The organism is Mesorhizobium sp. WSM4845 (assembly GCF_055811455.1).
The window spans coordinates 118,795-143,665 of record NZ_JBVVQA010000008.1 but is presented as its reverse complement, the minus strand read 5'-3'; the positions used below and the strand labels follow the sequence as shown (position 1 = coordinate 143,665).

General features: G+C 64.6%; 9 protein-coding genes. 2 read left to right on the top strand and 7 right to left on the bottom strand.

Annotated elements, in window-relative coordinates:
- Positions 1-84: 84 nt before the first annotated feature.
- Entirely contained in the window at positions 85-1,623 is a 1,539-nt protein-coding gene (locus tag AC0L2C_RS12145) for a trimethylamine methyltransferase family protein (RefSeq protein ID WP_473523445.1), read from the bottom strand.
- Positions 1,624-1,842: 219 nt separating this feature from the next.
- On the opposite strand from AC0L2C_RS12145, the gene AC0L2C_RS12140 reads away from it, so the two are divergent.
- Positions 1,843-2,433, top strand: coding sequence for a transglycosylase SLT domain-containing protein (locus AC0L2C_RS12140; protein WP_128174262.1), 591 nt, complete (start codon positions 1,843-1,845; stop codon positions 2,431-2,433).
- Positions 2,434-2,446: 13 nt separating this feature from the next.
- Here AC0L2C_RS12140 and AC0L2C_RS12135 read toward each other — a convergent pair whose 3' ends face one another.
- The 6 genes from AC0L2C_RS12135 to AC0L2C_RS12110 all read right to left on the bottom strand — a co-directional run bounded on the left by AC0L2C_RS12135 (position 2,447) and on the right by AC0L2C_RS12110 (position 19,046).
- Positions 2,447-4,675: a dipeptide ABC transporter ATP-binding protein gene (locus tag AC0L2C_RS12135; protein ID WP_473523444.1), complete on the bottom strand. Its 2,229-nt coding sequence runs from the start codon at positions 4,673-4,675 to the stop codon at positions 2,447-2,449.
- 51 nt (positions 4,676-4,726) lie between these two features.
- Positions 4,727-5,884 (bottom strand): ABC transporter permease, encoded by a 1,158-nt coding sequence (locus AC0L2C_RS12130; RefSeq protein WP_091600286.1) that lies wholly within the window; start codon positions 5,882-5,884, stop codon positions 4,727-4,729.
- Between the two features lie 12 nt (positions 5,885-5,896).
- Positions 5,897-6,931, bottom strand: a complete 1,035-nt coding sequence (locus AC0L2C_RS12125; protein WP_128174268.1) for an ABC transporter permease — start codon at positions 6,929-6,931, stop codon at positions 5,897-5,899.
- Between the two features lie 224 nt (positions 6,932-7,155).
- Complete coding sequence (locus tag AC0L2C_RS12120) at positions 7,156-8,811, bottom strand: ABC transporter substrate-binding protein (protein ID WP_473523443.1); 1,656 nt, start codon at positions 8,809-8,811, stop codon at positions 7,156-7,158.
- 390 nt (positions 8,812-9,201) lie between these two features.
- Complete coding sequence (locus AC0L2C_RS12115) at positions 9,202-17,118, bottom strand: translocation/assembly module TamB domain-containing protein (protein WP_473523442.1); 7,917 nt, start codon at positions 17,116-17,118, stop codon at positions 9,202-9,204.
- The gene (locus tag AC0L2C_RS12110; RefSeq protein ID WP_128170172.1) at positions 17,118-19,046 is read right to left on the bottom strand and encodes an autotransporter assembly complex protein TamA; all 1,929 of its coding nucleotides are present in this window, start codon (positions 19,044-19,046) and stop codon (positions 17,118-17,120) included. Before AC0L2C_RS12110 ends, AC0L2C_RS12115 begins: the two co-directional genes overlap by 1 nt.
- Before the next feature lie 303 nt (positions 19,047-19,349).
- On the opposite strand from AC0L2C_RS12110, the gene AC0L2C_RS12105 reads away from it, so the two are divergent.
- Positions 19,350-24,830 (top strand): alpha-2-macroglobulin family protein, encoded by a 5,481-nt coding sequence (locus AC0L2C_RS12105; protein WP_473523441.1) that lies wholly within the window; start codon positions 19,350-19,352, stop codon positions 24,828-24,830.
- Positions 24,831-24,871: the final 41 nt, after the last annotated feature.

The window sequence follows — 24,871 nt, the reverse complement described above, 5'->3', positions numbered from 1 at the left end:
GAGAACGTGACAGCCAATCTCCCCCCTTGAGGGGGAGATGTCCGGCAGGACAGAGGGGGGTACACGAGCGCAAGCCTTCGACCATCACGGCTCGCCCTGCCCGATCGCTTCCTTGCGCCTGGCCACATACGCCTCCAGCGCTTCGCGCACCGCAATATCCATCGTCAGCTCGACATGATCTTCCAGCGCCTTCTTCCACAGCCGCGTCGCCCGCGCCGTGGTGTCTAGGCCGCCGGCCTCCTGCCAGGCCTCGTAGTTCTGCCAATTCGAGAGCATCGGCTGGTAGAAGGCGGTTGCATAGCGCTCCAGCGTGTGCGGCTCGCCGAAGAAATGGCCGCCGGTCGGCACCGCACCCAGCGCCTCGACGGCGAGTTCCGCCTCGTTGACTTCGATCGGGCGCAAAAACTCCATCATGTGCTGGATCATCTCGACATCGATGATGAACTTTTCGAACGACGCGGTCAGCCCGCCCTCCTGCCAGCCGGCTGCGTGGTAGACGAGATTGCCGTGGCCGAGCACCGCACCCCACAGCGCCATCAGCGTCTCATAGGCGCCTTGCGCGTCGGCGGCGTTGGAGGCCGAGCCCGGCGTCGTCCGGTAGGGCAGTCCATAGCGCCGCGCCAATTGCCCGGAGGCGATGTTGGCCTTGGTGTTCTCCGGCGTGCCAAAGGCCGGCGCACCGGACTTCATGTCGACATTGGAGGTGAAGGCGCCATACATGACCGGGGCGCCGGGGCGGACAAGCTGCGTCAAGACCACGCCGAACAGCGCCTCGGCGTTCTGTTGCGCCAGCGCGCCGGCAAGCGTCACCGGGCTCATCGCCCCCATCAGCGTGAACGGCGTCACCGCAACCGACTGGCCGAACTCGGCCATGGTCATCAGCCCTTCGGCCATCATCTCGTCGAAGCGGCGCGGCGAGTTGACCGAGATGATGGTGGTGACGCCGGGATCGTCGCGCATTTGGTCGAGGCTCAAGCCCCGCGAAATCGCCATCATTTCGACGCCGTCCAGCGCCCTGCCGCGGCCGACCGCCGAGACGTGAAAACTCTTGTCGGTCAGCGTCAGATTGGCGAAATAGGTGTCGAGGTGGCGTGAATTGGCCGGCAGTTCCACCGGTGCGCAGACCTGATTGCCGAGCATGTGGATGCAGTTGAAATGCTGCGCCAGCCGGGTGAGGTCGCAATAGTCGCGCAAATTGCCGGCGCGCCGGCCGCGTTCCATGTCATGCACGTTCGGCGGTCCGGCGACGAGCGTAAAATTGATCGTGTTGCCGCCGAGATGGACTGTGTGGGCCGGGTTGCGCGGCGTCAGCGTATAGCTGGACCGCGTCGTCTTCAGTGCCTCGTCGACCATGCCGCGGTCGATGCGGACAGTCATCGACGCATGATCGACCTTGGCGCCGGCCTTCTCGAACAGCGAAAGCGCCCGCGGGCTCATCACCTCGATGCCGAAATTCTCCAGAATGTGCATCGACGCCTGGTGGATCGCCTCGATCTGATCGGCCGAGAGCATCGCCATCGGCGGATAGGGATTTGTCACGCGGCGCAACGGCAGTTGCGGGATGGCGGCCGGTCCCCTGTTGCTGGTTCGCTCGGCGCCGCGCTTGCGTCTCGGTTCGGTCATGCGGCGCATCAAAGCGCCGGCACGACGATCGGGCTGTCAGAAATCCGCCACCTGCGGGCGCGATTTTAGCCAAGGCGGCATTTTGGGATTTTCGGTGCCGACAAAAGCGACGGAAAACGTCGGAATATCTATCCTCGCTGTGTCCCGGCCAATGCGGCCGATCAGCCGTTAAGGAACGCTGCAAGATTCCCTTTATGATTCCAGCCTAATCCTCTTCCAATGGGTAGGTCGAGTTTTAGCAAAATTGTAGCCGTTACCGTGCTGCTGGCGCTGTCGGCCTGCGCGACGCCGCCGAGCCATATCAACAATGTCTGCGCCGTCTTCGACCAGAATGACGGCTGGTTCGACAACTGGCAGGCGGCGGCCGAACGCGCCGAACGGAAGCACGGCGTGCCGGTTCCCGTGCTGATGGCGACGGTGCGCAAGGAATCCGGCTTCAAGAGCAACGCCAGGCCGCCGCGCAAGAAACTGCTCGGCTTCATTCCCTGGAAACGTGCCTCCAGCGCCACCGGCTTCTCGCAGGCGCTTGACGGCACCTGGGCGCAATATCAGAGCGAGACCGGCAGTTGGGCGGCGCGCCGCACCAGCTTCGCCGATGCCGTCGATTTCGTCGGCTGGTATCATTCCAAGACATCAGACACGCTCGGCGTCGCCCGCAACGACACCTACAATCTCTATCTGGCCTATTATCTCGGCTGGACGGCCTATGGCCGCGGCAACCGCGGCGATGCCGGCGTGCAGCGCTATGCGCGGGCCACGGAGCAGATGGCTCGGGACTACGCCGCGCAGCTACGCCAATGCGCGCGTTGATGGCGCCACGGATCTAATCGTCCGTCAGCTTCGGCCTCTTGCCGTGCGGACGCTGCGGCGGAGCGCCGGCAAAGCCCGGACCGATGCCTTGCGGCGCGTCGTCGGGCACGCCTTCATTGGCGGCATGCTCCTTGTCGAACTTGATCACCGGCTCCATTTTCGCCAGCACGTCGTCGGCAAGCCAGCACAGGCTCATATGACCGTCGCCGAGATGCTTGACCGGCGGCACCTGCGTCTCGCAAAGATTGTCCGGCACCAGCTTCTTGTAGCCGCAGCGGGTCTGGAACGGGCAGCCGGTTGGCGGGTTCATCGCCGACGGGATGTCGCCCTCCAGCACGATGTGCTTCTTGATCACGCTGGTATCGGCGATCGGGATCGCCGACAGCAGCGCCTCGGTATAGGGATGATAGGGCGGCGAAAAGATCTGGTCGGTCGTGCCCTGCTCGACGATATAGCCGAGATACATGACGACGACGCGGTCGGCGATGTAGCGCACCACCGACAGGTCGTGGCTGATGAACAGCATCGTCGTCTTGTTCTTGCGCTGGATGTCCATCAACAGTTCGGTCACCGCCGCCTGCACCGACACGTCGAGCGCCGAGACTGGCTCGTCGGCCACCACCACCTTGGCATCGCCGGCAAAAGCCCGCGCCACGCCGATGCGCTGCTTCTGGCCGCCTGAAAGCTGGCGCGGCTTGCGGGACTCGAACGCCCGCGGCAGCTTCACCAGGTCGAGCAGTTCCAGCATGCGCTTGCGGCGATCGGCAACGGTGTTGCCGACATTGAATTTTTCCAGCGTGCGGATGATCTGCGAGCCGACCGTATGGCTGGGATTGAGCGTGTCGAACGGATTCTGGAACACCATCTGGATCGACGACACCGTCTCGACGCTGCGGTTCTCGACCCCGATCGACTGGATCTGCTGGTTGCCGAGCGTCACGCTGCCGGAGCTTGCCGTCTCCAGTCCGAGCAGCACCTTGGCCAGCGTCGACTTTCCGCAGCCGGACTCGCCGACGATGGCGACGGTCTCGGATTCGCGCGCCATGAAGGAGATCGTCTCATTGGCCTTGACGACGCGGCCCTCGCTCGAGCCGAACACCTCGCTGCCGCCGACCTTGTAGTACTTTTTGAGATCCTCGATCTTGAGCACCGGCGCGCCGGGCTCGACGCGCTCGTTGACCTTCTTGGCGCCGGGCGGCAGCGCTTCCCAGTCGATCTCGTTGAAGCGCACGCAGCGCGAAAAATGGCCTTCATGGCCGTCGACCGCGATCATCGGGATTTCTGCGGCGTTGCAGACGCCCTCGACGAAATGGTGGCAGCGGGGGCCGAAATTGCAGCCCTTCGGCCGCTCGTGCGGCAGCGGCAATTGCCCCGGGATGGAGATCAGAGGCCGCGAATTCTTGTCGGCGCCGGGCAGCGGGATCGAGCGGAACAGGCCTTGCGTGTAGGGATGGCGCATCCGGTCGAAGACGTCCTTGATCTTGCCGGTCTCCACCGCTTCGCCCGAATACATCACCGTGATGCGGTCGCAGGTTTCCAGGATCAGGCCGAGATTGTGCGACACGAAGATCATCGAGGTGCCGAACTTCTCGCCGAGCCCCTTGACCAGGTCGACGATGCCGGCTTCGACCGTCACGTCGAGCGCCGTCGTCGGCTCGTCGAGCAGCAGCAGCGCCGGCTTCGACAGCAGCGCCATGGCGATGACGATGCGCTGTTGCTGGCCACCGGAAAGCTGGTGCGGAAACGAGCGCATCATCCGCTCCGGATCGGGCAGCCTGACCGAGCGCACCATTTCCAGCGCGCGTTGATAAGCCTCTTCCTTCGACACCTTGTCGTGGATCAGCGGCACTTCCATCAGTTGCTGGCCGACCTTCATCGCCGGGTTCAGGCTGGCCATCGGCTCCTGGTAGATCATCGCGATCTTGTTGCCGCGGATGGCGCGCAGTTCCTCGTCGGACAGCTCGCCCATGTCCTTGCCCTGGAACTTTATCCGGCCGCCGACGATTTTTCCGATGTTGGAGAGGTCGCGCATGATGCCGAGCGACACGGTCGACTTGCCGCAGCCGGATTCGCCGACGATGCCCATCGCTTCGCCAGGCATGACCGTGCAGGAAAAATCCATGACGGCCGGTATCTCGCCCTTGCGGGTGAAGAAGGAGATCGACAGGTTCTCGATTTCGATGATCGGCCCGTTGGTCGGCCCGTTGGTCGGCTTGGGGGGATTTCGAACTGCCTCATTCATGGGTCGCTCCAATCCTGGTTCTTTCAGCATATCGGGTCGAGAACCCGTCCATCAATCTTTCATCGATTGTTCACGCAGCGAGTCGGCCAGCAGGTTAAGGCCCAGCACGAACGACATCAGCGCGATCGTCGGCGGCAGCGCCGGATGGATGAAGGAGCGCAGCAGCCGGCTGGCATCCTTGATCGCGGTGCCCCAGTCCGGGCTCTCGGGCGCCAGCCCCAGGCCAAAATAGCCCAGCGTGCCGAGCAGGATCGTGGTGTAGCCGATACGCAGGCAGGCATCGACGATCAGCGGCCCGCGCGCATTGGGAAGTATCTCCCACAGCATGATGTACCAGGGCGATTCACCGCGCGTCTGCGCCGCCGCCACATAGTCGCGCGTTTTGATGTCCATGACCAGGCCGCGCACGATGCGGAACACGCCGGGGCTGGAGGCGAACACCACCGCCACGAAGATGTTGAGCTGGTTGGGATCGATATGGATGATCCTGAACGGATCGGCATCGAAGACCAGGCCGGCATAGACCCAGCCGCCAATGATCAGCGTCAGCCCCAGGAGGATGTAAAGGCGGTCGGGCCGTTTCTTGTAGCGCGTCCAGAACAGCACGCTGAAGAAGATGATCGGGAACATGAAGAACAGGCCGGCCATCGCATAGGGGATCGGTGTCTCCATGATGCCCGGCGTCACCAGGAGGTAGAACAGCAGGATCACCGGGAAGGCGAGCACCAGATTGGCGAGGAATGACAGCACCGTATCGATCCTGCCTCCATAATAGCCGGCCGGCAGGCCGAGCGTGATGCCGACCATCAGCGCAAAACCGGTCGCCGCCGGCGCGATGATCAGCACGATCTGGCTGCCGTAGACCATGCGGCTGAACACGTCGCGGGCAAGCTTGTCGCCGCCGAACAGGTAGACAAGTCCCGATTGCGGCTCGACCGCGCCCGGCAGCGCGTCCTTCATGATCGGGATCTGGACAAGCGGATTGAAGGGCGAGACGGTCGACGCGAAGATCGCCGTGAACAGCCAGAACAGGCAGATGCCGACGCCGACGATGCCGACGCTGCTGTCGAAGAGCTGACCGTAGAGGCCAAGCCTCTTCTTGTAGGCGAAGCTCGCCCCCATCACCAGGACGAGAGCGATCCAGACCGGCCAGAAACGCGCAAGCACGCCAAGCACCACATTGAAGGCGCCGATATATTCAAGCTGCATCCGCTCGATCCCCTATTGAACTCTGATACGCGGATTGAGAAACGCGTAGCCGACATCGGAAATGAGCTGCGTGATCAGGACGATGAACACCGAGACCAGGGAGCAGCCGAGCAAAAGATCGATATCGTTGTTGCCGGCCGCCTCGACCAGCGTGTAGCCAAACCCCTGGTAGCGGAACATCACCTCGACGATGACGACGCCGGTGAGCAGCCAGGGAAATTGCAGCATGATGACGGTGAATGGCGCGATCAGCGCGTTGCGCAGCGCGTGCTTGACCACGACGCTGCCGAAGGAGAGGCCCTTCAACCGGGCGGTGCGGATATATTGCTGCGTCATCACCTCGACCATCGAGGCGCGGGTCATGCGGGCGATATAGCCGATGCCATAGATCGCCAGCGTCATCACAGGCAAGGTGAAGTTGTAGAAGGTGATGCCCCGGCTGGCGGAAGCCGCCGAACCGTTCAGCAGGCCGAGCCATGAGGCGAAGATGACGGTGAAAATGACGCCCGAGACATATTCGGGCGTCGCCGTCGAGGCGATCGAGGCGACCGACAAGGTCCGGTCGGTTCGCGAGCCTTCGCGCATGCCGGCGAGGATGCCGATCAGCAGCGAGATCGGCACCATCACCACAAGCACCCAGAACATCAGGATTCCGGTAGCACCAAGCGCCGGGAATAGCTTCGACGCGACCGTCGTCTTGAACTTGGTCGAGCAGCCGAAGTCACCCTGCAGAACGCCGGAGAATGTCGGCTCGACAGGATCGTTGCAGAAGGCAAAACGTCGCGTGGGTTTGCCGGTTGCCGGGTCTGTGACTGGCTGCTTGGGCACGATACCCAGCCATTGGCCATAGCGGGAAAAGAAATTCTGGCGGTAGCCATGGTTGACAAGCCAGTTTTCGAGCTGCTCGGCCGAGGTGTGCATTTCGGTCTGGCTGATCGCCAGCTTTTTCAGATTGGGATCGAGATTGATCAGGAAGAACACGACCATCGTCAGGCACAGCATCGTCAATGCCATGGTGCCGAGGCGTCGAAGGATGAAAGAAAGCATGGCGGTCCCCTGCCGGCTGGTTGGGGTTGAGGCCGGCTCGGAGCCAGTTCAGCCGCAATCGGCAGAGCTGGCTGTCAAACGGACCCTCAGAATGCGATCAACCCTGTCTTATTGCACGCCCCTTTCCGAAGAGTCTGCGCTTTTTTTCTGCGCCGATCTGCGGTTGTGGGATCATGCATGGCGTGGGTGGAAGGGGCGAACCGCCCCTTCCACGATCGATCCGATCAGGCCTCCTCGTCGAGCCAGACCTTGCCGTAGTCGCGCTCGAAGGTCGGGTGCATGCCGTAGTTCTTAACGGAAGCGACCGAATGGCTGTAGAGCTTGCGCCAGTAGGGCTGGATGATGATGCCGGCATCTTGCAGGATCTGCTCGATGTCCTTCATCATTTCCTTGCGCTTGGCGGGGTCGGCAACGGCGAGCGCAGCGTTGAGCTTGGCATCCCACTCCGCATTCGCCCAGCCCGTCTCGTTCCAGGCTTCACCGGTGCGATAGCCGATCGCCAGAACCTGGACGCCGAGCGGCCGCATGTTCCAGTTGGTCATCGACAGCGGGTATTTGGTCCAGTCGTTCCAGAAGGTCGAGCCCGGCAGCACCGTACGCTTGACCTTGATGCCGGCGTCGCGCATCTGCGCGGCGATCGCATCGCCGGTGTTCTTGTGCCAGTCTTCGTCGACCGTGATCAGCTCGTGCTCGAAGTCGGCCTGGCCGGCTTCAGCCATCAGCGCCTTAGCCTTGGCCGGATCGCGGGCAATCTTCGCCAGCTCGAAGTATTCCGGATGGATCGGCGAGACATGGTGGTTTTCGGCAACTGTGCCGGCATTGCCGTAGCCGAGCTGCAGGACGACAGCGTTGTCGACCGCAAGCTGCAGCGCGTTGCGAACCTTCTGATCGTCATACGGCTTGTTGGTCACATTGGTGCGGCAGACGATCGTCGAAGCGGTGACCACCTCGGACTTGACCAGATCGACACCGTCGAGGATCGACACATAGTCGGCCGACGTCTCGAAATTGGTATGGACTTCGCCGGCTTCGAAAGCGCTGACCATCGCCGCCGGATCGGTGCCATAGTCGATGAACTCGACGCCGTCGAGAAACACCTCACCGTCCCACCACTTGTTGTCTTCGCGGCGTTTGTAGACGACCTTCTGGCCGACATCGTAGGAGACCAGTTCAAATGGGCCGGTGCCGATCGGGCAGGCTTTGAAATCGCCGCCCTTTTCGTCGAAGGTCTTGTGGACGACGAGACCGGGATAGTCGCACACGTTGGGGATGAGCGCGATATCCGGCGAGCTGAGCGTCAGCTTGACCGTGTGTTCGTCGACCTTGGTGACGGCGCTCTCATCCAGCTTGTCGTCCTTGACCAGCGAGCCGAGACGACCGGGCATGGAATTGCCTTCGGCCTTCTTGTCGGCCCAACGCTTGAAGTTGAAGATGACATCGTCGGCGGTGAACGGATCGCCGTTGTTCCAGGTGACGCCCTTGCGCACATGCAGCGTGTATTCGGTGGCGTCGTCGTTGACGTCCCAGCTCTCGAGCAGGTAGGGGCGGAACGTGTATTCGTTCGTGTACTTGACCATCGGCTCGAGCGCCTGGCGCTCGGCATTGGCGATTTCCGACCAGTCGGCCTTGCGCGGATCCTTCGGATCCTTGATCCACATAGCGACCTTCAGTATGCCGCCTTTCTTGCCCTGCGCGTCCTGCGCTCTCGCCGGCGTCGGGTCGGCGAGGCCGAGCATGCCATAGGCCATCGCCGTGGACGCGCCGAAAACGCTGGCCAAAGCGAGAAACTCGCGGCGATCGACACGTCCGGCCCTGGCTTCCTGGGCCATCGCATGGATGTGATCCGGAACGCGGTCGCCATTACTCTTGTAGATTGTCATCGAGAACTCCCATTGTTGGCTTTCTGCCTTTTACCATTCCGCATCCGGGCCGTGATGTCAAAAACGGCACCGGATTGGGAACATGCCAAGGAATGTGCAACTTTGGAAGGGAAGCAGTTCGCGTGATAACGACAGTCTTGGCGCAAAATTGCTATTGCCCGGCAGATTTCGTTCGAATCTCCGGCATCGATCAAACTGAGACATTCACTACCGCGCCGCACGTCCCGTCGGGCGCGCAACGGACGCTGTAGCGGTTTGATTTTGCGCCGAAATCGATTTCGATACTCGCGGTCATGCGCGAAGCTTTGCACCGCGCCGGCCGATCGCGGATGAGTGCCAGAACGGCGACGAGGGCTGTCGGACTGCCGGCCCCTATCACGCAGGCCGGCTTCAGTACTCGCGTTCGTAGAAAATGCCACCCTTGGCTTCGCCGGCATCGGTGGCTTCGCCGCGCAATTTGACGCCGCGGCCGACGTCGAGATCGATCGCCGCCTTGCCCGAACCCGGCTTGTCGCCCTTCTGGATCGTCACATAGGTGCGGTCGTTGAGATATTTGCCGGCCGAGACCGCGGTGCCGCCCTCCTCGTCGGTGACGACGTCGAGATCGTCGACGCCGATGGCGCTGCGCAGGTTCTGGAGCAGCGAGGTCGAGCCGCCGATGCCGGCCAGTTGCGCGGCGGCTTCGGCAAGCTGGGCGATCTGCAGCGGCGACAGGTTCGACATCGAGCGTCCGAAAATCAGTTGCGCCAGGACCTCGTCCTCTGGCAATGTCGGCACCGACGAGAAGTTGAATTTCGGATTGGTCGCCTCGCCCGACACCACGATGGTGACGGTGGTGCTGTTCGTCGTCGATGTCGCCGTGAGATTGAGATAGGGCACCAGCGACCCCGAAAAACCGACCGTGCCTTCGGTGAAGGTCAGCCGCTTGGCCAGGATCGACAGCCGACCGCGCTGCAAGTCAAAGGTGCCGACCGCTTGCGGCGACGATGCCGGGCCGGTCAGCCGCAGCGAACCGCCAAGCTCGGCATCGACGCCCCTGCCCTGGATGAAGATCTGGCTGGGCGCGTTGACTGTGACATCGAGGTTGAGGCCGCCACCACCGCTGCTGCTGCTCGCCGTCGCCGGACGCAACGCCTTGTCTTGCGCGCGCACGGCGGCCGGTGCGTTCTTGTGCCTGATGTTGAGGGCCGCCAGCGAGCCCGGCAACTTTTCGGGAACGGTGATGACGGTCTTGGCCAGGTTGATCGTACCCGAGATCAACGGCGCCGATGCGAGTGGCCCCTTGATGGTCAGGTCGCCGCCGAGATTGGCGGTGACCACCCTGCCGTCGGTGTAGCGACCGTCGACGAGCTTGACCGACAGGTCGGCCGGAAAGCCTTGCGCCGGATTGATGCCGACCGTGCCGCTGGCCGACAGGCTGCCGCGCGTCGACAAATTGCCGGTCAGGCGGTTGATCCTGGCGACGCCATCGCCGATCGCCACATCGGCGGTGATGTCGTTGATTGCAAGTCCCGAGCGTGCATCGATCAGGCGGGCACCTGACGTGCGGACCGTGCCTGTGATCACCGGCGCCGTCGCCGGGCCGCGCACCTTCAGATTGACGTCGGCAGTGCCGCTCAACGACAGGCCTTGTGCGGCCAGTGTCCGGGTCAGGAAGGCGAACGGCACCTTGCCGGAAAAGTCGAGATCAAGCGTCGGCGTGCCTGATGTCGTCATCGTGCCGCCGCCCTTGAGGCCGAGACCGGCGGCATCGCTCATGTTGGCCTCGAAGGTCAGTCGGTTGCCGGAAAACGTGCCGGAGGACGAAACGCCCATGCCGCCGAAACCGGCGCCGCGGGTCTGCGACGTCTGGACGCCTGCGGCGTCGACCTTGAAGGCGACGGCCGGATTGGCCGGCGCGCCCGTCACCTTCACCGTGCCCGAGATCGTGCCGGCGGCATCGAGGCCGGGCGAGAAACTGTTGGCGAGCGACATCGGCACCCGCGCCAGCGTCGCGTTGAGATTGAGCGCCTCCCCGACCTTGCCCGAAACCGTCGCCGTGCCGCCGCCGAGGTTGAGTGCGAGCCTGTCCAGGCTGGTGGTGCCGTTGGCGATGGTGATGGTCGAGGTCTGGGCGATCGCCGCCTTGATGCCGCGCATCGTCGCCTGGCCGGAGGCGAGCTCAACCGTCGTCGTGCCATTGGCGACCCTGACGCGGCCGGCCGCCTTGGCCGGAATGTCCTTGACGGTGGCGCCGCCGGAAAAGCCGGTCCAGTCGCCGTCACGGGTGAGATCGACATCGATGCCGCGAATGACGGTGTCGCCGGAGGTGACGCTGTCGGCCCGGATTTTTCCGGAGATCACCGGTGCCGCGAGATAGTTGCCGATCGATGCATCGATGGTCACCGTCTTCGCCGAAACATCACCGCGTGTAATCGACGCCGTCGAAGCCTTGACGGTGACGCCAGGCGCATTGCCGGTCTTCGAGAACACGATCGTGCCGCGCACGTCGCCTTCCGCCTTTTCCAGCGCAAGCGCTGCCAGCGGTCCGATGTCAGGTAGGTCGAGCGCCACGGTGCCTTCAGGCACGAACGCCTCGTCAAGCGCCAGGTCGCCTGATATCCGGTTCTTGCCGAGCGACAGCAAAAGCCCGTCGATGGCGCGCTTGCCGTTTGACGTCGCCAACACGGCGCTGCCTTGCAGGGGCTGGCCCGCGACGTTTCCGGTCAGTTGGACATTGGCCGCCGGGTTGGCGGCATCGGCCTTGCCGGTGGCGGTGAGGCTCAACCCGGTGATCTCGCGTTCGGCAACCGAAAGCCGGTCGCTGTTGACCGTCAGCGACAGGTCGGGCGCGGTGCTGGCGCCTTGCGCGTTCAGCGCAAAGGTGATGGCGCCGTTGGCGTCCCCTGACAGAAGCGAGATGTCGGCCAGCGCGCCTTTAATGTCGACGGTGAGCTTGTTGTCGGCAAGGCTGGCCTGCCCGTCGGCGGTCAGCGCGCCGGATACCAGCCTGATCGCATCGGCGGTGACATTGCCATTGGCGTCGCGCTTCAGCGCGGCACTGAGTTCCGTCCGCTGCGCGAGCACGCCGCGCGCTGCCGCCGGCAGCGCCGCGGAAACGGCGTCGGTCTTGAGGTTGAGGTCGATGGCGCCGTCGGCCAGCGAGATCCTTCCATTGAAGCCGCTGTTCAGCGCGTCGCTCGTCACCGACCCGCTGTCGATGACGATGGTATCGGTAGCGAGATCGCCGGCGACCTTGGCAGTAATCTTTCCGGCGAGCAGCGGCGCGATGGTCGGATTGTCCAGGCCGATTTTGCCCGCCGTCACCGTACCGGAGATCGGCCCTGTTCGGCCCTTCAGATCGAAGGCGTCGGAATGGAGCGCAAGCGCGATGCCTTCGGCCTTGGCGAGGTTGGTGGCGACCGACGGCAGTGTCGCGGAGATATTCAGCGTCGATTGCGTGCCCTGCCCCGCGACCTCCACCGAAAGCGCCTGCAGCTCGAGCTTGATCGGGCTCTCGGTGCTGCCGAGCGTCAGCGGCAGGCTCGGGCCGGTCGAGGCCAGGTCGAGCGAAAAATCGCTGGCGCCGTTCGGATTGATGGTGCCGGCAGCCTTGCCGGAAATCTTGTCCCCGGCAAGCGTCGCGTTGTCGATGGCGACGCCGCCGGCGGAGGAGAAGCTGCCTGCGGCATCGAGGTTGAGCTGCCCAAGCCCCGCCTGGCGGGTCTGGCTGGTCTCGGCGCCGTTGAGCTGCGCATTGAAACGAATGTCAGGGGCTGTCGACGGTCCCGTCACATGCGCCGTTCCACCGAGTGTGCCCGCGGCGTCGAGGCCGGGTGAAAAATCATTGGCCAGGGCGGCCGGCAGCCCGGAAAACTCTGCCGCGAGATCGAGCGTCTGGCCGGCGGTGCCGGACACTGTCACCGATCCGCCGCCGACATCGAGCATCAGCTTCTCGATGCTGGCGTTGCCATTGGCGATGCTCAGGGTCGACGGCTGCGCCATCGCCGCCCTGATGCCGCGAATGGTCGCATCGCCGGAGGCGATTTCGACGCTTGTCGTGCCGTCCGCGATCCTCACCCTGCCTTCTGCCGTGGCCGGAATTCCGGCAACGGTGGCGCCGCCGGAAAACCCGGTCCAGTCGCCGTCGCGCTTCAAATCGACATCGATGCCGCTGATCACGGTGCCGCCGGAGGTGACGCTGTCGGCACGGATTTTACCGGAGATCGCCGGTGCGGCGACATAGTTGGCAATCAGCGCATCGATGGTGACCGTCTTTGCCGAAAGATCGCCGCGCGAAATTGAATCTGTGGTCGCCTTGATGGCGACATGAGGCGCATTGCCGGTCTTCGAGAAGACGATCGTGCCACGCACGTCGCCGTCAGCTTTTTCCAGCGCCAGGGCTGCGAGCGGACTGATATCGGGTAGATCCAGCGCAACCGTGCCGAGCGGCAGGAATCGATCGTCGAGAGCAAGGTCGCCGGAAACTTTGTTGTCGCCCAGTGACAGGCTTAGTCCGTTTATGGACCGCTTTCCTTGGCGCGTTACCAGCGACGCCTTGAAATCGAGTGGCTCGTCATTGACGGATCCGGTGAGCGAGATATCGGCCGCCGGGCTGGCGATGTCGCCCTTCCCCGTCGCGGTGAGCTTTAGCCCGGTGATTTCTCGCGCCGCCACCGAAAGCCGGTCGCTGTTGACCGTCAGCGACAGGTCGGGCGCGGTGCTGGCGCCTTGCGCGTTCAGCGCAAAGGTGATGGCGCCGTTGGCGTCCCCTGACAGAAGCGAGATGTCGGCCAGCGCGCCTTTAATGTCGACGGTGAGCTTGTTGTCGGCAAGGCTGGCCTGCCCGTCGGCGGTCAGCGCGCCGGATACCAGCCTGATCGCATCGGCGGTGACATTGCCATTGGCGTCGCGCTTCAGCGCGGCACTGAGTTCCGTCCGCTGCGCGAGCACGCCGCGCGCTGCCGCCGGCAGCGCCGCGGAAACGGCGTCGGTCTTGAGGTTGAGGTCGATGGCGCCGTCGGCCAGCGAGATCCTTCCATTGAAGCCGCTGTTCAGCGCGTCGCTCGTCACCGACCCGCTGTCGATGACGATGGTATCGGTAGCGAGATCGCCGGCGACCTTGGCAGTAATCTTTCCGGCGAGCAGCGGCGCGATGGTCGGATTGTCCAGGCCGATTTTGCCCGCCGTCACCGTACCGGAGATCGGCCCTGTTCGGCCCTTCAGATCGAAGGCGTCGGAATGGAGCGCAAGCGCGATGCCTTCGGCCTTGGCGAGGTTGGTGGCGACCGACGGCAGTGTCGCGGAGATATTCAGCGTCGATTGCGTGCCCTGCCCCGCGACCTCCACCGAAAGCGCCTGCAGCTCGAGCTTGATCGGGCTCTCGGTGCTGCCGAGCGTCAGCGGCAGGCTCGGGCCGGTCGAGGCCAGGTCGAGCGAAAAATCGCTGGCGCCGTTCGGATTGATGGTGCCGGCAGCCTTGCCGGAAATCTTGTCCCCGGCAAGCGTCGCGTTGTCGATGGCGACGCCGCCGGCGGAGGAGAAGCTGCCTGCGGCATCGAGGTTGAGCTGCCCAAGCCCCGCCTGGCGGGTCTGGCTGGTCTCGGCGCCGTTGAGCTGCGCATTGAAACGAATGTCAGGGGCTGTCGACGGTCCCGTCACATGCGCCGTTCCACCGAGTGTGCCCGCGGCGTCGAGGCCGGGTGAAAAATCATTGGCCAGGGCGGCCGGCAGCCCGGAAAACTCTGCCGCGAGATCGAGCGTCTGGCCGGCGGTGCCGGACACTGTCACCGATCCGCCGCCGACATCGAGCATCAGCTTCTCGATGCTGGCGTTGCCATTGGCGATGCTCAGGGTCGACGGCTGCGCCATCGCCGCCCTGATGCCGCGAATGGTCGCATCGCCGGAGGCGATTTCGACGCTTGTCGTGCCGTCCGCGATCCTCACCCTGCCTTCTGCCGTGGCCGGAATTCCGGCAACGGTGGCGCCGCCGGAAAACCCGGTCCAGTCGCCGTCGCGCTTCAAATCGACACCGATGCCGCTGATCACGGTGGCGCCTGATGTGACCGTATCGGCCTTGATCGTGCCGGAGATCGCCGGCGCCTTGAGAAAGTTGGCGACCAGCGCGTTGACGGCGATGGTCTTCGCCGCCAGATCGCCGCGGGAAATAGACCCGCTCGTCATATCGATGACTACCGTCGGCGCGCCACCATCATTCGAGAGGCGGATGCTGCCCTGCACGTCGCCGGCCGCCGTCTGCCCGGCAAGCGCGGCCAGCGGGCCGATATCGGGCGCTTCGAGGGTCAGCGTGCCGAGCGGCAGCAAGCTGTCGTCGAGCACGAGATCGCCCGAGACCTTGTTGTCGGCCAGCGACAGGCTAAGCCCGTTGAGGGAACGCGTTCCGTCACGCGTCACCAAAGATGCCCTGAGATCGAGCGGCTGGTCGTCGACGGACCCTGTCAGTGCGACATCGGCAGCGGGATTGACGATGTCGGCCTTGCCCGTCGCTGTCAGCTTGATCATCTTGACCGTGCGGCCCGACGCGGTCAGGCTGTCGCTGTCGGCCGAGACCGAGAAATCCGGCGCCGAGCGCGCGCCGCTCGCCGTCAGCGCGAAATTGACGGCCCCGCCGACCGGTACGCCAACCATCGGCGACAGCACCGAGACATCGCCGAGCGTGCCCCTGATGTCGGCCTGGATGTCGGTGCCCGTCGCGCTGGCGGTGCCGCTGGCGCTGAGCGAGCCCGAATTGAGTTGCAGCGCATTGGCGGCAAACAAGCCTTGCGGGTCGCGGGTCGCGGTCGCCGAGAATGTCACACGCTCGCCGAGAACCGGGCGGATCTGCGGCGGCAGCGCAGTCGAGACGGCATCGGCATTCATCTTGAGCGTCATCGCCAGATCGGCCAGCGTCACCTTGGATGTCACCGAGGCATTGAGCGCATCGCTGCGCAGCGTGCCTTGATCGACGACGATCTCGTCCTTGCTGACCGACCCGGCGAGGTCGGCGGTGACCCTGCCGGTCACCAGCGGCGCCAGCGTCGCCACGTCGGTGTTCAGGCCGCCGGCGATAAGCTTGATGGTGACCGGTCCGCTGCGGTCCTGGATGTCAAAGCCGTCGGAATGGATCTCGGCCACCAGATCGTCCACCCGCGTGCCGCCCGCCACCACCGAGACCAGGGACGCGCCGATGTCGATTATCGGCGCCTTGCCACCGCCGAACGCGCGAGCCGTGGCGCCGGTGATCGCGACCGTCACCGGCTGCGCCGCGGCGCCGAGGCTGAGCACGACTGGTGGACCCTTGGCGGCGAGTTCCACCGAAAGGTCGCTGGCGCCGTTGGGGTCGATGATGCCCGCGGCGGTGCCATGCACGGCATCGCTGTCGATGCTGGCGCGCTCGACCTCGACGCCGCCCGTCACAATCGCGGTTCCGGCGAGGTCGAAGCTGGTCTTGCCGGCAAACAAGGATTTCAGATTGTCGGGCAAGAAGCGCTGGAAGTCGCCGTCGCCCTTGGCCTCGACATAGTTGCCCTTGTCGGTGAGCTGGTGGCGACCTGTGAGCTGGGTGACGATCTGGCCGTCGACGACGAAGGTACCGATGCCGCTCCAATTGGCGACCGGCCCGGTGCCGGTGACGACGATGTTGACCGGCGGCGCATCCGGCAATTTGAGCAGATTGGCGATGATGCCGCCGGCCGGCTCCGACGCCTTCAGATCGAGGTCCAGCTTGTTGTCGGCGGGCGCGAAATGGATGTTGGCGTCGAGCTTGCCTTGCTTGCCGTCGCGGCGGGTGATGTTGAGGCTGGTTGCGAGCGCCAATGGCGCCGCATCGGCCTTGAACGATCCCTTGGCGGCGAGCTCGGCGATACCGCTGCCGACCAGCGCCTGCCCGAGCGCGATTTCCGGCAGGTCGATCTGCTTGATGTCGAGCGACACCGGCAGCGTGGTGGCGCCACCTTGGCTCGGCTGCGTGCCGGCCACCGGCAGCCGCGCCAGCTCGATGCGATCGGCGCTGACGCGGCCGGCGCTGAAGTTTTTCGACAGAAGCGCCAGCGGCGACCAGTTGACGGCAACCTTGCGCGCCACCAGCCAGGCGCCCTGGCGATCCTCCAGCACCACATGGTCGACCGTCAGGGCGCCGGACCAGATGCCGTCGATGCCGCTGACCGTGACCTTCTGGTCATCGGTCGACGCCACGGTCGAGATGATGCCGGCGAGATTGGCGCGGCCGCGCTCGGTCTTGGTCAGCACGACGAGCGCACCGACCACCGCCGCCACCAGGACGAGCAGCGTGTAAAGGGCAATGCGAAGGATGCGCTTGAACATTGTCATCAAAACGCCTGGCCGATACCGGCATAGATGCCGAAATCCGGGTCGTCGGGATCCGGGTTGAGCGGCACCGCCGCATCGATGCGCAACGGTCCGAACGGCGTAATATAGCGCAAGCCGACGCCGGCGCCGACCTTCATGCCGGAAAAATCCGGGAATTGATCGGTCGAGACGGTGCCGGCATCGACGAACGGCACGACGCCGATCGTGTCGTTGATGGCGATGCGCATCTCGAACGAGGTCTCGAAGAAGGACAGCCCGCCGATCGGCTCTCCGTCGGCGTCCTTCGGACCGATGCCCTGATAGGCATAACCGCGGACCGAGCCGCCGCCGCCGGAATAGAAGCGCCGGTCGGCCGGAACATCCTGAAGGCCGGCGCCGATGATCGAGCCGATGACGACGCGTTCGGCCAGGACGAACTTCGAGGCCGCGTCGAGCGACTGATAGGCCGATCCTTCGCCCCTAAGCTTGACGAAGGCGGCACCGTTCAAAATGTCGTAGCTCGGCTCGGCATAGGCCAGCGCCCTGAATCCGGTCGTCGGGTTGAGCCGGTTGTCGCGGTTGTCGTAGACATAGCGCAGCGGAATGCTGGCGATCAGAAAAGTGTGCTTGCCGAAGGAATCGGTGATCTTCGAATAGTCGAGCGCGACTTCCGCCGAAACCGTCTGCTGCCGGTCGAGGTCATACGACAGGCCGGTGTTGCCCTTGACCGAGAAACGGTCGTAGGCGTCGGGATGCTCCAGCACGGTGTTGGCGCCGGCGAAGAATTTAGACGCCGGCCCGACCACGCCCGGCTTTTCGAACATGATGCCGGCATTGTAGTTGAGCTCGGTCAGTTCGTTGCTGCCGATGCCGCTGATTTCACCCTCGATGCGCAGTTTTTCGGCACGGCCGAACAGATTGCGGTGACCCCAATAGCCTTCGAGGCCGAGCCCCTCGGTGTTGGAGAAGGTACCGCCAAGGCCGAAATAGCGCGGCTTGCGCTCGCTTACTTCGACGCCGATCGGGATATTGCCGCCGGCGTCGAGACTGTCGGCCTCCTTCAGCGTGACGCTGTTGAAGACTTCCAGCCGGAGCAGCCGGTCGCGCGCCTCATCGACCTCTTCCGGCGAATATTGGCGGCCGCGCTTCAGGCCGGTCATGTATTCGGTGAAATCGCGGTCGACCTTTTCGGTGCCTTCGACCGTGGTGTCGCCATAGCCGGCAACCGGCCCGGCGGCCACGGTCAGCGCCACGTCGAGCGTCGAGGTGGCGTGATCGGCAACGATCTCGCGGGCGGTCACCTTGGCCAGCGGCCTGCCGTCCTCCTTGAGCGCCCGCACGATCGACGCCTCGGCCTTGAGCACGGCACCGGAACCTGCATCGCCGCCGGCGATCAGGCCGAAATCGGCGCCCGACAGCCCCGCCGCATCGCCCTCCAGCCTGATGTCGCCAAGCGTGAACTTCGGCCCGGCCGCAATGTTGATCACCACCGGAATCGGCTGCGGACCCGAGAATTCGGCGTCCGGCGGCAAATCGTCGAGCGGCTTGCCTTCGATGGTAATGGTGACGACGCCCTCGTAGCGGGCGTCCGCATAAAGGGCGGCGACAAGCTGATCGCGGTCGGCACGCGCCTTGGCCAGCAGGCCGAGCGAACCGGAGACCGGACGTTCTTCGTCGTCCTTCAGCGCCGAGGCGTTTTCGAGCTTTTCGGCGAGATCCTCGTCGGCGTCGGGCGCCTCGATGGTCACCGCATAGCGCAGCGGATCGACGATGTCGGCATCTTCATCCTCCGACGATCCCCACAGCTTGATGCCGAAGATCTCGAAAGCGGCCGCATTTCCGCTCGCGCCAATCAGTGCAGTCGAGCATAGCAAGGCGGAAAGCAAGGCGAGCGAAAACACGCGCCGTGGCGCGGTTCCTCCCGACATCTGCCTTTCATACGCCGACATTACAACTCTACACTAGCGGCCAAAGCTAAAATTGGAATGAAGTTCTGAATTGCTCGTAAACGGGCCACAATCCAAATGCCACAATCCAACTGTCTGAAATGGACAGGGCTTGGAATTCACACATTCTGCGTCGCCGCAAGAAAGCGTGATCCCTGTCCTGTGGAGGTACTACCGGTCATCGGCCGGAAAGGAAACCGTTGGCAGGCGGGAACCTGCCGCGTCCTTGTGTTGACAAGCTGGACCGAAGCTTGAACATGTCTGGACGTACGTGGACGTAACGTAAGCAGTGTCCGGAGGGGTGTCATGGCAATGCGCGCGGCTCGTGGTCTGTCGATTCTTTTTCTTCTCTTTTTCGCTTGGGGCAGTGTCGCGCAAGCGGCCGAAGCGCGCCGGGTGGTGACATCGGACAATTCCGATTATTTCGGCTTCGATCTCAGATCCGACCAGAACGTCAGCCTCGATCAGTGCACGACGACATGTCTCGGCGATCCCGCCTGCCGCGCCTTCACCTACAACCCCAAGGCCAAATGGTGTTTTCTCAAATCCGATTATAACACGCTGAAGCCCTTCAAGGGCGCCGTCGCCGGCAAGGTCGTCAACGTCGAAGGCGACCCCGACATCGGCGCGCCGCCGGCGCTCGCCTTCTTCCCCGCCTGGATGGCCGACCAGGCCCAGCAATACCGCAACAGGCTCACCGGCCCGGCCTACACCAAGCCCACCGAAGGACTGACGGCGCTGCGGGAGGCGGCAAGGCAAGCGTCGCAGACCGGCGACCACCGCTTGGCCGTTCAAAAATACGAGGCTTTGGTTTCGGTATTGCCCGACCATGGCCAACTCTGGCTTGAACTGGCGCGGGAAACACTTGCCGTGCAGCCGACCGCCAACAGCGCCGAGGCGTCGACCCTGCCGGCGAACGCCACCTCCGCCGGCTTCAACGCCTACAAATTGCTGCGCACCACAAAAACCCGTGCCGAAGCGCTGGCACTGCTTGGCGACGGGCTCGATCGCCGCGACCTCGCTCGGCCGGCCCTGCAGGCCTACGAAGCGAGCCTCGCGCTGGTCAGTTCGCCCTGGGTCACGGCCGCCTACCACGACCTCAAGGCGCGCAAGGGCTTCCGCGTCGTCGATCACACGGTCGACGCCGACACCAGCGCGCCACGCATCTGCGCGCAATTTTCCGAAGACCTGGTCAAGACCGGCGTCGACTACGCGCAATTCGTCACTGTCGACAACGCCGCCCCCAAGGGCGTCGAGGCCAAGGACAAGCAGATCTGCGTCGAGGGGCTCGAGCACGGCCAGCATTACGACGTGACCTTCCGTCCCGGCCTGCCGGCCGCCATCGGCGAGGTGATCTCCACCCCTGTGGTGCTGTCGATCTATGTGCAGGACCGCGCCCCGTCCGCCCGTTTCACCGGCGACAGCTTCGTGCTGCCGGCCGGCGCCCGCCGAGGCATCCCGGTCGTCACCGTCAACATGAGCGCCGCCGAAATGAAGCTTTTTCGCATCGGCGATCGCTCGCTGACCCAGCTTCTGTCCGGCTACCAGTTCCTGCGCCAGCTTGACGGCTACGACATCTCCAACATTTCCGATCAGATGGGCGAGCCGGTTTGGCAGGGCCAGCTCGACATCGCCAACGACCTGAACAAGGAAGTCACCACCTCCTTCCCGGTCGACGAGGCGCTGCCGCAGCGCAAGCCCGGCGTCTATGTGCTGACCGCGCAACCGGTCGACGAGAACGACGACGACTATGATTCGCGCGCCACGCAATGGTTCGTCGTCTCCGATATCGGCCTGTCGACCTATACCGGGCAGGACGGGCTGAACGTCTTTGCCCGTTCGCTCGCAACCGCCAAGCCGATATCAGGTGCTGAACTGACGCTGCTGGCCAGGAACAACGAGATCCTCGGCACCGCGACCACGGACGGTGAAGGCCGCGCCGTCTTCAACCCCGGACTGACGCGCGGCGACGGCGGCATGGTGCCGGCCGTGCTGACAGCCAGGCAGGGTGACAGCGACTTCGTCTTCCTCGACATGGGCCGCGCCGGCTTCGATCTTTCCGATCGCGGCGTCACCGGGCGTCCGGCGCCGGGCGCGCTCGACGTCTATGCCTGGACCGAACGCGGCATCTACCGCGCCGGCGAGGACGTCCATGTCGCAGCACTTGCCCGCGACAGCGCCGCCAAGGCGGTCGAGAACCTGCCGCTGACCTTCATCTTCACCCGTCCCGACGGCGTCGAGAACCGCCGCATCATCAGCGACGGCGCATCGGCCGGCGGCCATGCCGTCGACCTGCCGCTCGAAGCCAACGCCATGCGCGGCACCTGGACGGTGGCGATCCACACCGACCCCAAGCAGGCGGCGGTCGCCAGCCAGATGTTTTTGGTCGAGGATTTCGTGCCGGATCGCATCGAGTTCGACCTGTCCTCCGACAAGCAGGAGATCGCGCAGGGCGAAACCGCTAACGTTACCGTCGACGGCCGCTTCCTTTATGGCGCGCCGGCCGCCGGGCTGGCGCTCGAAGGCGAACTGACGCTGTCGACCACCCGCGCCTGGGACCGCTTCAAGGGCTATTCCTTCGGCCTCGCCGACGAGCAGTCGGCGGAACCGTCAGTCACCCCGTTCACCGGCCTGCCGGTGGTCGGCGACGACGGCAAGGCGACCTTCCCGGTTTCCGTCGACCAGTTGCCCTCGACCACCAGGCTGGTCGACGCCAAGGTTACGGTCAGGATGCGCGAGACCGGCGGCCGCGCCGTCGAACGCTCGCTCAACTTCGCCATCCGGCCGCCGGGCCAGATGATCGGCATCCGCCCGGATTTCGACGGCGACGAGGTGCCGCAAGGCGGCACGGCGAAGTTCGGCCTGATTGCCGTCGACCCCGACGGCAAGCGCGAGGCGCTCCAGGGCGCGCAATGGTCGCTGGTCAAGGTCGAACGCAATTACCAATGGTACCGCTCCAGCAATTCCTGGAATTATGAGCCGGTGACCTTCACCAAGTCGGTGGCCAGCGGCCAGGTCGACATGACCGCCGACGGCGAGGCCACCGTCTCGCTGCCGGTCGACTGGGGCCGCTACCGGCTCGAGATCGAGACGTCTGACCCGGAGGGCCCGGCGACCAGCTACGAGTTCGACGCCGGCTGGTATGTCAGCTCCACCACCACCGAAACGCCCGACGGCCTCGAAATCGCCCTCGACAAGGACAGCTATGCGGCCGGCGAAGTGGCCAAGCTCAAACTGTCGCCGCATTTTGCCGGCGAGCTGCTCGTCACCATCGGCGCCGACAAGCTCTTGAAGACCGTCACCGCCAGCGTGCCGGCCGGCGGCAGCACCATCGACATCCCGGTCGGCGACGACTGGGGCGCCGGCGCCTATGTCACGGCAACGCTGTTCAGGCCGGGTGATGCGCAGGAAACCCGCATGCCGGCGCGCGCCATCGGCGTCAAATGGCTGAAGGTCGATCCGGGCTCGAAAAAACTCGCCGTCAGCCTGACGCCGCCGGACAAGACCATGCCGCGCCAGCAGCTGTCGATCCCGGTTTCGGTGGCCGGCGTGCAGCCGGGCGCCAACGCCTATGTCATGGTCGCGGCCGTCGACGTCGGCATCCTCAACCTGACCAACTACAAGGTGCCGGATCCGGAGACCTGGTTCTTCGGCCAGCGCATGCTCGGCCTTGAAGTACGCGACCTCTACGGCCGCCTGATCGACGGCTCGCTGGGCACGACCGGCAAGCTGCGCAGCGGCGGCGACGGCGCCAACATCCAGTCGCAAGGCAGCCCGCCGACCGAAAAGCTGGTCGCCTTCTTCTCCGGTCCGGTCCAGCTCGACGCCGACGGCAAGGCGCGGGTCGACTTCGACATCCCGCAGTTCAATGGCACCGTGCGCGTCATGGCCGTCGCCTGGACCGAGGACGGGGTCGGCCATGCCCAATCCGACGTGATCGTGCGCGATCCGGTGGTGATCACCGCCGGCCTGCCGCGCTTCCTGGCGCCCGGCGATTCGGCCGTCATGCGGCTCGATGTCACCGACGCCGACGGTCCGGAGGGCGACTATGCGCTGTCTATAAGCACGTCAGGCGATCTTTCGACCGGCGATGCCGCCCTGCCCGAAAAGCTGACGCTGGCCAAGGGCAAGCGGCAGACGCTGACCGTGCCGCTGATCGCTGAAACGCCGGGCAACGCCTCGATCACCATCAAGCTCGCCCATGCCGACGGCACCGCTGTCGAGCAGACGCTCTATGTTCCGGTGCGGCCGGCGCAATTGCCGGTGACCACCCGTATGGTGGTCGACCTCAAGGGCAAAGGCGGCTCGCTGCGCGTTGACAAGGAGCTCTTGGCGGCAAGCCTGCTCGACGGTGCTTCGGTCAGCGTCGGCGTTTCACAGGCGGCGGCCTTCGACGTGCCCTCGCTGCTGATGACGCTCGACCGCTACCCCTATGGCTGCGCCGAGCAGACCACCAGCCGGGCCATGCCGCTGCTCTATGTCAACGAGATGGCGTCGGGCGTCGGCATGGCCAGCGACGCCGATCTGCACGGCCGCATCCAGGACGCCATCTACAAGGTGCTGAGCTATCAGGCCTCGGCCGGCAGCTTCGGCCTGTGGGGCCCGGGCTCCGGCGATTTGTGGCTCGACGCCTATGTCACCGACTTCCTGACCCGGGCGCGCGAGCAGAAATACGACGTGCCGGCGCTGGCGATGAACCAGGCGCTGAGCAATCTGCAAAACGCGATCGGCTACGACCAGGACGTCAAGGATCGCGGCAGCGAGATCGCCTATGCGCTCTATGTGCTGGCCCGCAACAAGAAGGCCTCGATCGGCGATCTGCGCTACTATGCCGACACCCAGCTCGAAGCCTTTACCAGCCCGATGGCCGTGGCCCAATTGGCGGCGGGCCTGGCGCTCTATGGCGATACGCAGCGCTCGGAAGCCACCTTCCAGGCCGCCCTGCAACTGGCCAATTCGACCTCGGCATACGACTACTACAGGTCCGATTATGGCTCGCCGCTGCGTGACGGCGCAGCGATGCTGGCGCTTGCCGCCGAATCCAAGCCGGTGCCGACGATCGTGCCGGCGCTGATCAAGCGGGTGACGCAGGAACGCGCCGCCGTCAGATGGACCAGCACGCAGGACGAGTCCTGGATGCTGCTGGCGGCGCGTGCCCTGAAGGCCGGCAATGATGCGATCGCGCTGACCATCAATGGCGCGCCGCATGCCGGCGCCTATTCGGACCAGATCGCCGGCAGCGACATTGCCGACAGTCCGCTGACCGTCGCCAACACCGGCAGCAACCCGTTGCAGGCGGTCGTCACCACGGTGGCCTCGCCGATCCAGCCGCTGCCGGCCAGCGGCGACGGCTTCACCATCGGCCGCACCTACTACAAGCTCGACGGCACCGAAGCCAATGTCACGCAGGCGACCCAGAACGAACGCTATGTCGTCGTGCTCAGTATCTACGAGCAGAACAAATGGCCGTCGCGGCTGGTGATCACCGATCTGCTGCCGGCCGGCTTCGAGATCGATAATCCGGGCCTGGTTTCCAGCGCCCAATTGTCGAATTTTTCCTGGCTGGCCCAGACCGACGCCGCCCATCTCGAATTCCGCGACGACCGTTTCGTCGCCGCTTTCAATCCGAACGACGGCGACGGCGACCGCAACATCACGCTCGCCTATGTCGTGCGTGCGGTGACGCCGGGCACCTATGCCCATCCGGCGGCTACCGTCGAAGACATGTACCGGCCGCAATATTCGGCCCGCACCGCGACCGGCATGATGGAGGTCAGGGCGCCGTAAGGCAAAGATGGCGAACCATGGCGATGGCGCTGCCCCTCATT